Origin of the sequence: Streptomyces sp. NPDC001401 (genome assembly GCF_042895385.1) — a bacterium.
Taxonomy (GTDB): Bacteria; Actinomycetota; Actinomycetes; order Streptomycetales; family Streptomycetaceae; genus Streptomyces.
The window spans coordinates 20,957-36,659 of record NZ_JBIAWI010000033.1 but is presented as its reverse complement, the minus strand read 5'-3'; the positions used below and the strand labels follow the sequence as shown (position 1 = coordinate 36,659).

Sequence of the window (15,703 nt, the reverse complement as noted above, 5' to 3'; positions counted from 1 at the left end):
ATTCATGTACGAGCTCAACCGCATTCTGCTGCGCAATTTCGGGCCCCGCGATGCCCGCTACGAGGACGTTCCCCTGGACTTCTCCGGCGCCGGCGCCGAGGTGGAGACGGCCTCGCTGATCCCCGACGCCGGTCACGTCAACCAGCGCCCCGCACCTGCCAGCCTGGTCATGCTGCAAAACGGCGGCGGCAAGGGCGTGCTGCTGACCGGTATCACCTGCACCACCATCCCGTACCGCCACAGCGATCTGGAGACGCTGCGCAACTTCGTCGTCTCTATGGCGCAGCCGTCCCACGTGATCCTCGAATGGGCCGACGCGCGCACCGGACGGCTGCTGGTCACCGCCCAGGTCCTGGCCCTCGATCACGACGGCAAGCTGCGCCGCTGCTTCTACAGCTTCCATCCGTCCGCAGCCCTGGATGCCGACCGGCTCCCCTTCCACCGCGACGGGCACTGGGTGCCGTTCGAGGACTACTGCACCGAACTGCGCGACTGGGAAAAGCGAGTCGAAGCCCTGGAGCTGCGCATCGTCGAGGGCCAGGAGAAGTGGGAGAAGCATCAGCGCGGCCTCGGGTTGCAACCCGATCTCTTCGACGTGCAGCGCAGGATGAACGCCAAGGAGAGCGACGCCGCCGCGGCCTTCACCACGAACAGCGCCGACGCCTTCGTCGAGTGGCTGCTGCGCAAAGCCACCGACGATGACCAATACACCGAACTCGGTACGGCCTTCCAGGGCTATGCCGCCGCGCACGACGCGCGCGCCCTATGGGAAAGGGAACGGGAGTTCGCGGTCGAGATGCGGCAGGCGTGCGAGGACGTCGCCGGACTTCATCACGCCCTGGAAGTGCATGCCGGTGCGGCTGACGCCGCTGAAAAGGATCTGGCCCGCCTCGCCGCCGCGCTCCAAAGTCGCCATACCCTGCTGACCGCAGCGGCAGCCGAAGACAACTCCACCGTCAAGAGCACGCACCGCACCTTCGAAGGCGCCAAGCTAGCCCGCGAACTCGCCCAGTCGCGCCTGCAGCACGTGCAGGCCCACTCACATGCCCTCGAACTGGACGAGATCGTCCGTCAACAGGGCGAAGCCCGGAAGGACAAGCAGGAGGCCGAGGACCAGAGCGCGGCATGGCAGACCGTGCCGATCGCGCTACGTCACACTCAGGCGCTGGACAATCACAACCGGGCCCAGCAGGCCCTCACCGAAGCCGAGCGCAACGCCGCACCCTATGTACAAGCCCTCGACGCCGCGGCAGCAGCGCTACGCGCGGGTTACACCCGCGCCGAGAAAGACGTCCGCGACACGATCCGCACCCGCGAGGATGCCACCGCCAAGACGAAGCGCCTGGTCGAGCAGTGGCGTACCCGCAGCAACGCGCTACTCACCGAGGCGGGCGCCGCTCAGGAGGAAACCCGCACTCTGCAGGCGGTGACCCGCGCCTTCGCAGCACGTCTGAGCGCTGCCCGGGACCAGGAGCTGGTCGCCCCGCAGGAGAGCGCCGCCGATGCCGCAGCGCGCACGCAGGGGCACGCGCGCCACAGCGAGCAGCTGGTGCGGGAGGCCAAGCAAGGCCGCGACAGTATCCGCACCGAGCGCGATCAGGCCCACAACCTCCTGGCAGCGAAGGAGAAGCTGGCGTGGTCCGCGCGTGCCGCCGCGACGGCCGCTGATGAAGAGATCAGCCGTCTGCGGACTCGAGCCGAGTCCGTTCGCGACCATCCGCTGTGCGCCGAGCTGCTGGAGTTGGACACTGGGAAGCTGTGCACTGGGGACGCGTTGCGCTGGCTCCACGACCATGCCGTTGGCCTGCATCAGCTCGCCGAGCGACGCGTCGGTGGCCTCGAAGCCACTCTGACGCGCAAGCGCATGGACCTGCAGTACGACCAGGACCTGCTCGCCCTCCTCGACACGAGTGAGGGGCTGCTGCCTGCGGCCGAGGAAGTCCGGGACCTGTGTGGGCAGTTGTCGGACCACGGGATCCACGCCGTGCCCGGGTGGCAGTGGATGCGCGACAACGTCCCGACCACGGAGCGCCAGCAGGTCATCAGCGCCCATCCGGACCTGGTCGGCGGTATCATCGTGGGCGGGCCCGACGGCCTAGAGGCCGCCAGGAGCCTTGTGGAGCGCCTGCGGCCATTGCCGTCCGCCGCCGTCACGGTGGGTACCGGGGAACGGATGCTGAGCTCCCGCGCGGCGTCCGATGACGGCCGGTTCGTGGTCGAGCCCTCTCCCGCTCTCCACGACGAGGGGGCCGCCGCGGTGGAGCGCGCCGCGGTCGACGCCCGCATCACCGCCGTCACCGGCGAGTTGGACGCGCTCGGCCAACGCCTCACCGCTGTACGGGATCTAGCCCGCCAGATCGCGAACTGGCGCGATGCCTGCGGTGAGCTGCCGGTGCCCAACCGGCTTGAGCAGCTGGGCGAACTGCAGGACGCAGCGGAAGCGGCTGAGGTCGAGCTGGAAGGCGCCCGTACGGCAGCCGGCGAGCAAGAGGCTGCGCTGGAAGGCGCCGACGGCGAATGTGATCGCCTCACCGAGGAGGCGCTGGCCGCGCAGCGCGCCGCTGACGGCCTGGCCCATCTGGCACAGGAAGAGTCTGCTGCCGACCAGGCGCAGACCCGGATCGCGGTGCTTGCCACCGAAAGTGCTGCTCGCACCGATGAACTCGAGTCCCTGGGGAGCCAGATCCGCAAGGCTGAGGACGAGATCTTGCGTCACGCCCGCGCGATCGAAGCGGCCGAGCAGGAAGCACACGGCTACGCCCGGGCGCGGGATGCGATCACCACCACCTCTCAAGCACAGCAAGCCCAGGGTGCGGTCGATGCCCCTCTGGCGCCCCTCCCCGTTCTCCAGCATCGTTATCACCAGGCGCAGGACGAGCTGAAGAGCGTCGAGGTCGGCGAGGACCAGCAGCAGCGGGCCGACGTCGCGCAGCAGGCCCTGCTCGATAGTCAGGAGGAGTGGAATAAGGTTCCCGACCGCGTACAGGACCTGGCCATGCAGTACAGCCACGATCCGCGGGCCGGCAACGACGTACAGCGCGATGCCATCCTGCGCGCCCTCGAAACCCGCTCCCGCACCTGCGACGAAACCCTTCAAAGGCTACGGGACCAGGCGAGTCGCCTCAAGGAACGTGCCACGCGCCTGGCCCCGGCCGCGCCGCTGAGCGAGGAGGACGCCGCCGCGTGGACACCGGCCGACCTCGCCGAGTCCCGCAGCCTGATGGCCTTGGCCACAGGCGAGCACAACACGGCTCAGGAAGCTGAACGCGTTGCAGCCGACGCGTTCAACGCTGCCCGCCGCGATCAGACCGACTCCAGTCGGGAGTTGGCGGCATTCGATCGTGTGCTGCCGCTGCTGGAGTCCGCTGTCCGCGACATGGTGATTCCTACAGACCAGGCTCCTTACGACGGCAGTGCGGAAGCTGCCGAGCGCACCGCACGCCGGGTAACAGCCGCGCACAGCAGCTCCCGTGAGAAAGCCCGCCAGACCGAGCGGAAGCTGGAAGGGGGCGTCAGCCGACTCAAAGAAGTACCTGGCGATGTCCGCTTCGAGCGGCTCGACATCCCGCTGCGGACCCAGATCTCCGCCCTGGACAGCCGCCACATCCCTGCCATGGCCGCCACCTGGACCGCCGCGCTCAGCTCGCGCATCGCAGCCCTGAACTCCGATCTGGAAGGCATGGCCAAGGCCCGCGAGGCTCTCGCCTCGCAGCTCGGCGGCCACGTCACCGACCTCCTGCAGCGTCTCGACCAGGCCAGCCGCTTTTCCGCCTTCCCCGACGGGGACACCGCCTGGTCCGGACAGAAGTTCCTCACCATTCGTTACAAGAAGCCGGAACTGGCGGCTCTCGCCGCCCAGATGCACGAAACCGTCGATGACCTGGCCGGCAATCTGCGTACCCGCAAGCTCAAGGGCACCGATGTCGTCATGCGCTGCCTCAAAGCCGCTGTCCCCCGCGGGTTCAGCGCCGAGGTCATGAAGCCCAACGCCGCCCAACGAGTGGACCGCGTTCCGGTCGAGGAGATGAGCCGGGTCTTCTCCGGGGGCCAGGAACTGACCGGGGCCATCCTCCTGTACTGCGCTCTCGCCGCTCTGCGCATCTCTCCGGGACCGCGCAGCCGCACACGCAACGGCGGACTGCTCCTGCTCGACAATCCCATCGGCCGAGCCAATGCCGGATACCTCGTCGACATCCAGATGGAGATGGCCGCCGCCCTCGGAATCCAGCTGATCTACACCACCGGACTGAGCGACGAGGATGTCACCTCACGCTTCCCCATGCGCATTCAGCTCCGCAACGACGCCGAGGCCCGAAGTGGCCTCTCCCTCATCCGACTTGAAGACCACGTACGCAACGCTCTCATCCCCGCGCCCCGCGTCACCCCCGACCAAGACGCCCCCGAACCCGCCGGCTTGCTCACCTCAGCCCGGCTGTACAGGAAACAGGACGACACCCGATGACCTCACCCCCGGACCAGGGCCGCGCGCTGCTCTCCCCTGCGGCGGCACAACTCAGCGCCGCGCTCCATGCTCGCGCCGAACGCGTCACCGTCGGCCGGGCCATCCTCGTCGAGGCATTCCGCGAGGCTCTGCCGGGCCCTGCCAGCGGCGAGCACTCACGCAGCGCCCTCGCCACCTTGCTGTACGAAATCGCCGAACACGGCATCATCCACCTCCCCACCGCTCGCACGAAATGGGATGCCGGCCGCCCAGCCCTTCCCGAGCAGGTCCGGATCCCCACCGCCGCACCCGTGAAATCCTCCACTCCACGCAGACATGTCTCATGGAGACCGGAACTCGACTGGGCCTACAGCACCCGGCTGACCGCATCACAGACCGAGGACCTCCTCGCCTGCAACCGATGGTTCCGAGACACCCACAACCACCCCGACCGACGCTCTCCGCTCCCCCTACGTGAGCGCTCGTACGAGATCTTCCGCCACGAAAAGCGCCTCGACACCCTCATCACCGGAGCGCTCTTCGCCCCGGGCAGGCTGACCCTCGAACAACTCGCCACCTACCGCGAACCGCCGCCACTGGCCTACCGTGGGCTCGGTGACGGCGACACCCTGCTCGTCGTGGAAAACAGCGACACCTACGCCACCCTGCACGACCTGCTCAAACCCGCCCCCGGCTGCATCGGATACATCGCCTTCGGCTCCGGAAGGGCCTTCGAAGCATCCGTCGAAAACATCACCGAACTCTCCGACATCCACCGCATCGTCTACTACGGCGACCTCGACGCCGAAGGCATCGCCATCCCGGCCAGAGCCTCGATCACCGGCATCCAGCACGGACTGCCACCCATCGAACCGGCGACTGGCCTGTATCGCCTGCTGCTCGCCCACGAACCCAACGCCGGCGACGTCATCGCCAACGACCGGGCCCACAGCCTGACGGCATGGCTCCCCGAGGAACTCCGGCAGGCAGCGCACGCCTTGTTAACCAAAGGGCAACGCATTGCTCAGGAGGCGACCAACCGGAACGAACTCAGCGTCGATCGAGACTGGCGATGGTGTGCCTCCCCCCTCGGCAATAGTTCGCCGTGAATTGAACGCAGAGAGGCCCCGGACGTTAGAAGCGTCCGGGGCCTTTCATGATTGCACAGGAGAGAGCGCCCGACAATCAGTCTGTCGGGCGCCTTCTCCTTGTGATTTCATACGTGTACCACGGATACCGAAGGTAGGAATTAGAGATGGCTCAGAAGACGATCGTCCTCCTCACCGACGACCTCACGGGCGGTGACGCTGATGAGACTTTGACGTTCGGGCTGGACGGCAGGACGTTCGAGATCGATCTGAACGACAAGAACGCGAAGAAGTTGCGTACTGCCCTGGCCCCCTACATCGAGAAGGGCCGTAAGACGGGCGGGCGTTCGAGCGTCGGCACTCGGGGGCGTGGTTCTGCGGCAAGGGGTTCCAGCGAAGACACGGCAGCGATCCGCTCGTGGGCCAAGGAGCACGGTTACGAGGTCAACGACAGGGGCCGTGTTCCCGCGAGCATCCGTGAGGCGTACGCGAAGGCCAACGGCTGAACCATGGGCAGTTGACGAGTCCTGAAACTTGCTGCTCCGCAACCGGGGAGGGCGCGGGGCACTAGAACAAGGGGGGTGCGAGATGGGGAATCTCGGCGCGTACCAGGTCATTACGACTGCGGCAAAGGAAGCGGGTGGCGTTGACAAACTCATCAGCGCTATCAAGAAGGCTGCATTCGCGAGGGGTGCCGCTGCGGGGGCTGTAGGCGGCGGGTTGGTGGTTGGTGGAGCTGTCGCCGTGGCTAGCCGTGTCCGAGGCGCGCAGAAGGCTCGTGAAGCGAGAGCCGAAGAGGCGGAACAGCAACTGAAGGCCCAAGTTCAGGAACCCACGGATATGAAGGATTCCTAAAACAATGAATTGCCACTCCCGGCCGATGCCGGGAGTGGCAATTCTTTACCTACTTCTCTCAACGCGAGGTAGACTCCTCTACCTCAGCTCTTGGGCTGTCAGGCCGTAACGGGCAGCTGGACAGCGGGGGCCAGCTCAGCAGGTGCCGGCTCGGCGGACGCCGCTTCAGCGGCAGCAACTTTCTCCGCCTGAAGCTTCTCGATCTCTGCAAGCGCGAGCTGGCCCGCTTCGGCCAGCGCCCACGTGGCCGCCGCCACGGCTGAGCCCAGACCCACAACGGCAGAGCCCCACCCGCCGGTTCGAAGGAAACGCCCGCCTTCTTGTCGTTCTCGACCCTGACGACGAAGGCGTCCGCACCATCCAAGCCCGTCCTCCGCGAAAACGACTTCTCCCGCTGCCGCCCCCGCCTACCACCCGGCTCCCGATACCGCACCGTCCACCCATGCCGACACCGCGGACGACAGCACCTACACGCTCACCACCCTGGATCACACCAAGCGGACCTTCAACAGCGGCGGTCAGCTCACCTCGATCACCCTGGGTACAACTGGTTGCGGCGTTGGCCAACGAACACCTTGAGGAGGGCATCAGATAGTCCGTCAGCCGGGCACGTTCACGCGTACCGGGCATCGTGCCACCCGTGCGCCGGCGCCAATGCTGCCTCGACGTCAGTCTTCGGCTGGACCCGACTGGTTCTCTTCAGGGAGACGAGATCACCGCCTACGCCTGGCAATCTCTTCAGACACTGTCCGACGTCCCCCTTCGGGAGCGCGCCCTGGCGTCACTTCAGTGACTGGCTCGCTGCACCAACAGACCACCCTCGCACCAGCCCCTGCCCAGCTGGGGACGGTTCGCATGTCTTCGCACAGCTGACACACGATCAGTGACCGAAAACCTGCTTCAGTTGACCAGATCTTCCCCGTACGGCCTTCGACTTGGCACGACTCGCACAAACGTTTGAAGACTCCTACGGGCAAGGACGCGAATCATCGTGCAAAGATCCAGACACTGGTGGTCCCGTGCGACTGTCGGTGCGGTACTGCTGACCCTTTCCGGTGTCATACCGGCATCCGCCGATCCGGCCACGACCAGGCCGAATCCTGCGATCGACGCACCGCCGTCGGCGACGCCGGCCGCGGGGCCCGAACTGCACGGCAACGCCCTCGCGGCTGCCGGGGTGGAGGGCGGCCCGCCTCGGGCAAGAACCCGGAGGCCGGCCCGACATGGAAAAAGGTCGGGGGAAAATGGCAAGTCGACCGTACGACGGTCACGCTACGCAACACGGTGACCGACCCGGACGGCGACAAGAGCGACCTGACGTTCGACGTGTGGAGAGTGAACGCAGACGGCTCGCCGAAGGAACACGTCGACACCGACAAGAACCAGTACGGCATGCCCGTCTCCGGCTATGTCGCGTCGGGTGAGAAAGCCTCCGTCACCATCGACTACGGCTACCTCCATCCCGGCTGGACGTACGCCTTCCGCACCTCCGCCTACGACGGCAGCCTGTACGAACAGACCTGGTCGCCGTGGGCCACCTTCACCATCCGGAACCACTCCGTCGACATCACGCTTCCCGAACCGGACAAGAATGCGCCCGATGTCGACCTGGGCAAGTACCAGGAACCCCTGGTCACGAACGACCACGTCAACTCTGGGCCGGGCAACCCGACACCGCTGACGAAAGATGCGTTGCCGGCGCCCCTCGGCAAGGGCTGCGAAGAGACAGAGAGCAGGATCTACTGCGCCACCGTCGGCAAGCCTGCCGACATGACCTCCGCTGAGCGCAAGCAGGTGGCCCAGGGACTACGCGCCGTCGGCACGTCCAGCCTCGTCTCCTGGTGCGACGGCGCCGCTGTCGGCAAGGACTACATCAAGCGCACCGAAGGCTGCGTGAAAAAGGCAAACGAAATCACCAACACGGTCTACAGCAAGCTGCCGAACGGTGAGATCTGGCCGGTCGGGCGCGCTATTTTCGCATCGAAGATCGAAATAAAGACGGACGTCGCGTCCAACGCTTTCACCCAGCAATGGACCCTGACGCCCCTGTCGTTCCGCGACGCAGCCGGCGAGCAGTCGGAATGGGGCCCGATCACCATGCGGCCCAAATTCACGTGCCCCCCCAGTGCACGACCGGCGCGCCGACATGGTCAACGCCGCCCACCTGGTCGACCACCGGCGCGGACTACCATGCCGCGACGGCCACGATCACACAGACGGTCGACAGCATGCAGCCGGGTGACATCATTCCCGTTCAGCTCATCTGGAAATGGGATTACACGGTCCCCAACCAGGTACCGGACGCATTCCCCGACGGTGACATCGGCAACTCTGTTCCTGACCTGGACATCCGCTGCGACGCGGTGGCCACGGCCACGCCGGGATGTGTTTTCTCCGTGTACAAGCCGACATGGGTCATGAACTTCAAGAAGTTCCCTGCCGCTGTGGCGCACGCATGGCTGACACAGTCCAAGCTGCCCAACCACCCCGGCAGCCAGAAAGCCGACAAACCACTCGTCTACCTGCCCGCCAACGGCGGCAGCACCGGCCGCACACCGACGAAGAACCGCGCGGTCATCTGCCCGTCGGGATGGGCCGCGAAGTCAGGCAACCCCGACGCCACGACGCTGCCTGGCAATACGCCCAGCGGAAGGGATCCTCTTTCCTGCGACGAGTTCGCCTACGCCGCCACCTACAACAGCGGCGGCATGCCTGCCCCAGACGGACTGAACCCCGTCTCCTCCGGCGACGCATGCGTGCAGACCTACTCCCAGCGCACCCAGACTGACGTGTGGCACTTCTACGACGACACGCGCCAGGCCGCACCGACGTGGAAGGAGGTCTGCGGGCGTTCCGCCATGTCGAACTGGATGAACACGCAGTCCATGCAACCGTTCCCGAGCAGCTTCAGTCAGCCGAACCGGCTGCTCGACAAGGACGAGTACTGGTCCTACGCCCCCGAATTCGCAGGGTGCGACGCCAGCGCGACGACCGTGACGTGCACCCCGAAGTGATCTGACCGAGGTACAGGGCGGTGTCCATCAGCTACGGTGGCGCCGCCCTGGCCCCTTCCCGACAGGAGACAAGACGATGTCCGACGGCATTACCTGGGTCGCCGAAGAAGACGAACTGCTGCCGGGCGGATATTGCGTGATCCTCGCCCGCAACCTCACCCCCGAGGACCTCGTACGACGCCTCGTTCCGGACACACAGCCGCGCCTGGTGGGCCCGCGTACCCAGGAGGCGTTCGAGGGCGAACTACGGGAGCTGTTGCGTACTACCGGCCGGCACTACCCCATGGCGGGTGTCCGGTACGGGTCGGTGGGCGATCTCGCTTTCGCCGTAGGCTGCGGACAGTGGGAACTCGCGCTGGGCCGGCATGACACACCGGTCATCTGGTACGGCAATGTCCACACGTACGAGCTGTACTACTTCGCCGAGCACCCGAACGTCCCGGAGCCGCATTTCCGCTACAGCCACAACGGCAGCGTGCAGCTGAGTTTCGATATCGACACCGACGAGGCCCCCTACCTCTTCGACGGCGACGGCGACGATGCCGCCCTGGTCGCCGACATGGAGAGGGCCGCCGAAGTCACTGCCGCCCTTGAACTACTCGAAGAACGCTTCGGACTCACCCTGCCGAAAGGGCTGGTCCTGACCGGTGAACTGCCAGCCGCAGTCATCAAGAGCCCCCAACAGATCGAGGAAACACGCTCGTGAGGATGGCATCACCTGGGTCACCCCCGTCCGGAATGGTGCGCATGGCCAAGGTGGCGGAGCAATGGGAACCGAGAGCCGGACCATTCCCGGGCCAACGGCTCTGACGAGCTACCGCTATCCGCCATGTGCGCAGGACAGCAATGCATGGCCGCTGTACCACCAGCAGACGAAGAAGAACCTGCTGGCAGAGTTCTGCCCTGCCTGCGCCAGTCACTCACAGTGCCTACGGAGGCGCTTGAGATCGACTGGCCTCCCCGTCGCCGCTGCCCCACAGCACAGCCAACTCTGGGGAGAATCTGGGGAGTATGGACCCTGCTGGGGAGCGCTTGGGAGATTCGAATGCATATCGCGGCACGAACGTGAAAGGCGCTGAAACAAGCATCGACGCAGGTCAGAGACACCGATGGCCGCATTGACGCAGGTCAGCGCCACCCGGTAGACAACTTCTCGTTGAACTCCTCGTCAGGGACACTGCGAGGCACCCGCTTGGGCACTCTCGGCCGATAGAGCCCCGTGCGTGCGTTGCGGGCCGGGTCCATCGGGTTGTGGTGGGCATGGGCCCGCCGGCCACGACGTGCTCGGTCCAGCGGAAACGGGTTGAGTACCGGTCCGGTACTGATGTCGCGATGGAAGTCGTAGAAACTCCGCAGCACTGTCTCACTGTGTGCTCGCACCGACGCCGCGTATGGCTTGCCACCTACAGCCCACCGGCCCGCCTCGCTCGGGCGTCGCCAGTGCGGGCGCCTCGGCTGGCCGGCGACTTGAAGCCAGCGAGAGAAGTCCCGTGCCTCGAGCCGGCTCGCTCGGTCCCACGGCACCTCGACAGCCCAGAGGAAACGGAACCAGCGCAGCAGGTCCATCCCGTAGGAACGGGCCGTCGCCGCCGAACGACCGGCTCCTTGCAGGTCCCGCAGGAATGCGCGCGCTCCTTCAACCGGCTCCCCAGCGGGGTCGATGAGCAGGTAGGGATCCCACGGATCATCCATGGCCACCAATTCCCCGACCAGAGGGACAGACAGGGCCGCCAGGTCTCGCGATGCCTCCATGGCCGACTCAACGACGCTCCTGCCACAAGGTCACTGACCTGCGGAAACTCCTCTACTAGTTCAGTCAACAGGTCGGCGTCCGTGCCGCGCTTGTACTCCACGATCACGGGCGCACCGTTCTCGTCGAGCCCCAGCGAGTCGATACGCCCGCCGTCGACGCAGTCGATCACGTACTCGCTCGCGAGGAACGTGACGCCCAGCATCGCCTCCATGTGTGCCTCGACGAGATCCTGCACATCCGCTTCGACGGCAGCAAGACGCGGCGTGACCTCAGTCACGCCGCTATGCGTCGCTTGGAACAGCTTCAGGCCCGACACCTTCCCCTCCTCGGCTAGGAGATCGACAACGCCAGGCGGGGGCAGATTTGTTTCCACAGGGGGCCACGTAGCCGTGAAGAAGCGTGTAGGTGAAGCCCGTACCCACCCACCCCGCGCACCGGGCAGATCACTGTCCGAAACCCAGCGCGGACGTTCTCATCCCATCCCAGCGCCATCCCAGCACGGTAGGGATGAGCAGGGGTGATGACAGGTGACGAGGGGTCAGCTATCCCAGCACCATCCCAGCACGGGAAAAAACAAAGGGCCCGACCCCGAAGAGTCGGACCCTCTCTGACCTGCATGTTTGCCAGATCAGCGACGTGGTGGCAAGTCACCCACTACACACTGAAGCGGAATTCACTCACACTCCCCACCAGCCCCGCACGACATATTCCTCGGCTGCCACGCGAGCCGTCCCGCCAGTGAGATACCCCCTCCGGCACGGTGGCTCGCAGAGGTCGAGCCGACGGTTGGCCACGCGACCAACGCGTGACCAACAGCGGCCAGGAGCAGGCAGAAACACCAACATGAGAGCCGATCCAGGAAGTAAACGAGGACCCGCGCTAGGACGACAAAGTGCCTGGCCAGAGGCACTTCATGCGTCAGTCGCGCCAGGGGTGGCAGCCCAGACCGTTGCTCCCCTTATAGGGCTCTGATCTGTGGCTGTGCACGGAATCCGTGACCAACGCGCCCAACGCGTGACCAACGGGCCAGCCACTTGATGATCACCAACTGCTTCGCCTCGGCGCAGCGGGCCGGGGCGGACGTCCACGACTTCGGCAGGTCTTTCGCGACGTGTGCGACAGGTCGTCCGATGGTCCAGGCTTCGCCGATACCCCTCGATCGCCCTGCGGGCCCCCAACACTCCAGTCCGGACCTGACGCGGGAGCGGGCAAGTCGCAGCGGTTCACTGCGGACGACCGCTACTACGTCAAGCACGGCAAACGTCCCCGGCGGTTGCAGGCCGAGAAACGACGCCTGGACGGCGATGCCGCCCAAGCGCGGAAGAAGAAGAAGAAGAAGAACTGACTGCGCGGCCATGTCGTGAAGCGGGCAGAATCAGCGGGTCAGCGATCCAGCACATCTTCGGTGCGCGCCCGGGTGCGTGGTAAATGCCGTGGTGTGAGCCGCAGTTGATGCAGGCGTACCGCAAGATAACGCAGAGCGCATAGGCTGCAGTGCGGCCTTGTCCCCGGTCAGATGGGGGCTGTTGCGGTTCGTCAGCTCTTCGGGGGGTCGGAGCCGAATACCCGTCGCTCGACATCGAGGGCCCACATAGCGCGGTCCCCCCGGATCTTCCAGAGCATGATGCCGAGCTCTTGACGGGTCTGCTGGGTCATCGGGTGGTCCGGTCCGAGCACCCGCTGCTGGTCGGCAAGCAGTTCGTCAAGCTCAGCCGCGGCGTCGGCCACGCTTCCCCACGAGCCTCGCGTCAATGCGAGTCTGCGTCGGATTGTCAAGGTGTCGGGGTGGTCTGGGCCGAGGTGTTCCCGTGCCGTTTGCAGGAGGCGGGAGAAATAGGTGACGTTCTCGTCGAATGCGTAGGGGCTCGTGACTCGAAGGAGTACCGGGTGAACGCCGGGACTCCACAGGGCGCCGCCTCCATACCGGGACACGCACTCGGCGTTTGCGCGCAGGACAGGGACCAGGGCGTCGTCGAACTCGGTGTGTGGCGGCCAGGCGGCTTCGAGGGCGTCGGCGGCGGTGCGGGCGAGTTGCTCCTGGTCGGTGGTGGTGAGGGTTTCGCGGGTGGTGCGCTGGACCAGCTGGTGGACGCGGACCGTTGCGTTCGGGTGCCCGGGGTCGTGATCAATGAGGCTGAGCCGGTGCAGCGTGCGCAGCGCCGCCAGGGCGTCCTCCTCATCGACTGCCCCCGGCGCGAGTGCGGAGGAACTGGAGGGCGCGGGTGCCGGCGACGCAGCAGTTGTGAGTGGCGGGGTGCGGTGGACGGTGAGGTGATGCAGGGCGGGGGCGCTGGTCAGGACCTGCTGGGGGATGCCGTTGGGGTCGAGCATCGCGGCCAGCTGCAGCATGGGCCGGGCCAGTCCCTGCGGGTGCAGCCGAGCGGCGCGTTCCAGGGACAGGGACCAGGCTGCGGCGACGGTGGCCGCCTGCCCGTCGGGCAGCGTGTCCCCGTCGTGGGTTTCACCCGGCTGTCCGTGGCCGGAGCGGGGCAGTAGCTGACTCAAGGTGCGGTCGGCCAGCCGGGTCCGGTAGGAAGCCAGGTCCAGGGCCCCGTCGGCGATGTAGGCGGCTGCCTGGGACAGCGCCAGCGGCAGGAACCCCAGCTCCTGGGCCAGACCCTGGATCTGCTCGGACGGTTGGGTGGGGTGGTCACGGTCGGCCAGTGCCTGGCGCAGTACGGCGGCGGCCTCGGTGGGTGTGAACACGCCGACATCCACGCGGCGGCGGCCGGGACCGGTCAGGGCGGCGTCACGGCGTCGGGTGGTGACCACGGTGCGCCCGTGTGGGCAGGCCGGCGGCCACATCCCTGTCACGTCCGCGGGGTCGGCAAGATCGTCGAGGACCACCAGCCACCGGCACACCGGCCGGGAGGCGGAGGGCTGCAGCCAAGCCACAAACCGCTGGGCGGCGTGTTCGTCGGGCTCGACAGCCAGCAGTTCCACGGCTGCGCGGGCGTAGCCGTCGACGATCGCCTGACGGGTGACGGCCGTAATCCACACCAGCACGTCCAGCCGCCCGGCCTCGAAAGCCGTGCGGGCATACTCGGCGGCGATCTGGGTCTTGCCCACCCCTCCCAGCCCGGACAGCACCTGGCCCACCACGGCCGTGCCCTCGGCTTCCAGCACCTGACGCAGCCGGGAGGATTCCGCCCGCTCCTGGAAGCCGAGCGCCCGCCCGGGCGGGCTGCCGACGATGTGCGGCCACCGGGCCGGCCGCCGCGGGGCCTCCTGCCGCACCGACCGGTCGATCCACAGGCCCGTGTTCGCGAAGCCGCCGCCGATGGTGATGGCGGCGCCTGTGTTCTTTGCGACCGCCCGCAGAGCGTCCTCGTCCCCGTCGACGGCCTCCGGCCCGCCAGCCGGGGCCACAGGCGCGCCGCGGTGCCGTTCCTTGCGCCTGAATCTCCAGCGCACCGTCAGTCCACTTCTTCGACGCCGCTGTTGGCGTGGCTGTCCGGACCGCGCGCGATCGCAGGTCCCGTGTGCTCGGCACGCAATGGGCCGCCCGCGCCCCGACGTCGGCGCACGCCGCTGTTCGCATCACCGGCGTCGTTGGCCTGTGCCCGCCCGGTGTCCTCCGCGACCGCACTCCCGCCAGTTTCGCCGTCCCGCTCCGGACTGTCGTTGCGAGAGGGCCACAACGGGACGGCCAGCGCGGCAACCGCCGTGGCCGTGATGATCGACGCGCTCACCGCGTCTGCCACCCCTGGTGAACCCAGCGTGAACGCCAGCGGCGACGCCACTGCCAACGCTGTCGTGCCACCGACGAGGACCATCTTGCGCCTTCGCAGCACCACCCTGCACCGCCCTTCCCAGCGTGATGACCCGACGACGCCGAGCGCAGGAATCCACGCCGTCCCACGCGGCGACAAGGACATCCCCACCACATGACCGCAACGACGAAGCCAGGGGTAGGTCAGCCAACTGCCGTCTTGCCCGCACCGGTTGGCAATTACGCCTCAGAGGGTGCGAAACAGGTCTAAGGGCTCGCAGAGAATCAACATGCTGATTTGATCTCCCTGGGGCTGCTGCTCGCGAGGAACGCCGTGACGTCAGCGGGCGTGCGGAACCTGGCTGTCGAGGGCGGAATCGTGTAGCCGTGCTCGGCTAGTAGGGGCTGAACTTGGTGGACGGCCCTGGTGAGCGTGCTGCCCTTGACGCCGAAGAGCTGGGCGAGCAGGTCCCGGGTGCCGAGTTTGCGCAGGTAGAGCACGGTGGCCAGGACTGTGTCGGAGGTGGTCAGCATGTCCTTGGCGCCTGCACCGCGAGCACGGATGCGTTCGCCTCCTCGCTGCTGGAGCCGTCCTTGCTCACGTAACTCGTCCAGATCAAGAGCCAGTTGGTTGATGAGTTCGTCCAGCGCCGGTTCGGGCATGCCGGTCAGTTCCGGGTCGCGCAGACCCCTTGTGCAGGGCTGCGGGGACGGGCCGTCGGCTGAGGCTTCGTGTGAGCGAGCGTCGTGACGATGGGCACAAGCACGGTTTGATCTGGATCAAGGACCTCGCACCAACCGGATGATCACGACTCGGCCCGATGATCAGTCCGCGGAAGG

The 15,703-nt window shown here is 66.7% G+C and carries 9 protein-coding genes and 2 pseudogenes; 6 read left to right on the top strand and 5 right to left on the bottom strand.

What is annotated here, in order from left to right; all coding sequences use genetic code 11:
• Positions 1–4: 4 nt before the first annotated feature.
• The 6 genes from ACFY10_RS52985 (at position 5) to ACFY10_RS52960 (ending at position 10,104) form a co-directional block, all read left to right on the top strand.
• Positions 5–4,462, top strand: coding sequence for a hypothetical protein (locus ACFY10_RS52985; protein WP_390672617.1), 4,458 nt, complete (start codon positions 5–7; stop codon positions 4,460–4,462).
• On the top strand, positions 4,459–5,550 hold the full coding sequence (locus ACFY10_RS52980; protein ID WP_390672616.1) for a Wadjet anti-phage system protein JetD domain-containing protein: 1,092 nt from the start codon (positions 4,459–4,461) through the stop codon (positions 5,548–5,550). The genes ACFY10_RS52985 and ACFY10_RS52980 overlap by 4 nt, the downstream gene beginning before the upstream one ends.
• A gap of 146 nt (positions 5,551–5,696) precedes the next feature.
• On the top strand, positions 5,697–6,035 hold the full coding sequence (locus ACFY10_RS52975; protein WP_390672615.1) for an Lsr2 family protein: 339 nt from the start codon (positions 5,697–5,699) through the stop codon (positions 6,033–6,035).
• A 1,633-nt stretch (positions 6,036–7,668) separates the two neighbouring features.
• Positions 7,669–8,805, top strand: a complete 1,137-nt coding sequence (locus ACFY10_RS52970) for a hypothetical protein (protein WP_390672614.1) — start codon at positions 7,669–7,671, stop codon at positions 8,803–8,805.
• Positions 8,781–9,398, top strand: a complete 618-nt coding sequence (locus tag ACFY10_RS52965) for a hypothetical protein (RefSeq protein WP_390672613.1) — start codon at positions 8,781–8,783, stop codon at positions 9,396–9,398. Before ACFY10_RS52970 ends, ACFY10_RS52965 begins: the two co-directional genes overlap by 25 nt.
• Positions 9,399–9,474: 76 nt before the next feature.
• Entirely contained in the window at positions 9,475–10,104 is a 630-nt protein-coding gene (locus tag ACFY10_RS52960; RefSeq protein ID WP_390672612.1) for a hypothetical protein, read from the top strand.
• A gap of 422 nt (positions 10,105–10,526) precedes the next feature.
• On the opposite strand, the gene ACFY10_RS52955 is transcribed toward ACFY10_RS52960, so the two are convergent.
• The 5 genes and pseudogenes from ACFY10_RS52955 to ACFY10_RS52935 all read right to left on the bottom strand — a co-directional run.
• On the bottom strand, positions 10,527–11,090 hold the full coding sequence (locus ACFY10_RS52955) for a site-specific integrase (protein WP_390672611.1): 564 nt from the start codon (positions 11,088–11,090) through the stop codon (positions 10,527–10,529).
• A 119-nt stretch (positions 11,091–11,209) separates the two neighbouring features.
• Positions 11,210–11,512 (bottom strand): annotated as a pseudogene (locus tag ACFY10_RS52950) (transporter); the annotation flags it as partial.
• Between the two features lie 1,175 nt (positions 11,513–12,687).
• A complete protein-coding gene (locus ACFY10_RS52945) occupies positions 12,688–14,565 on the bottom strand; it encodes an NB-ARC domain-containing protein (protein WP_390672610.1) in 1,878 nt (625 codons plus the stop codon).
• A 2-nt stretch (positions 14,566–14,567) separates the two neighbouring features.
• Positions 14,568–14,948 (bottom strand): hypothetical protein, encoded by a 381-nt coding sequence (locus ACFY10_RS52940; RefSeq protein WP_390672609.1) that lies wholly within the window; start codon positions 14,946–14,948, stop codon positions 14,568–14,570.
• Between the two features lie 200 nt (positions 14,949–15,148).
• Positions 15,149–15,589, bottom strand: a pseudogene (locus ACFY10_RS52935) (transposase family protein); the annotation flags it as partial.
• Positions 15,590–15,703 lie beyond the last annotated feature (114 nt).

Coding starts and splice junctions, on each gene's coding strand:
- ACFY10_RS52985 (WP_390672617.1), top strand. CDS start 5: ATGTACGAGCTCAACCGCATTCTGCTGCGCAATTTCGGGCCCCGCGAT.
- ACFY10_RS52980 (WP_390672616.1), top strand. CDS start 4,459: ATGACCTCACCCCCGGACCAGGGCCGCGCGCTGCTCTCCCCTGCGGCG.
- ACFY10_RS52975 (WP_390672615.1), top strand. CDS start 5,697: ATGGCTCAGAAGACGATCGTCCTCCTCACCGACGACCTCACGGGCGGT.
- ACFY10_RS52960 (WP_390672612.1), top strand. CDS start 9,475: ATGTCCGACGGCATTACCTGGGTCGCCGAAGAAGACGAACTGCTGCCG.
- ACFY10_RS52955 (WP_390672611.1), bottom strand. CDS start 11,090: ATGGATGATCCGTGGGATCCCTACCTGCTCATCGACCCCGCTGGGGAG.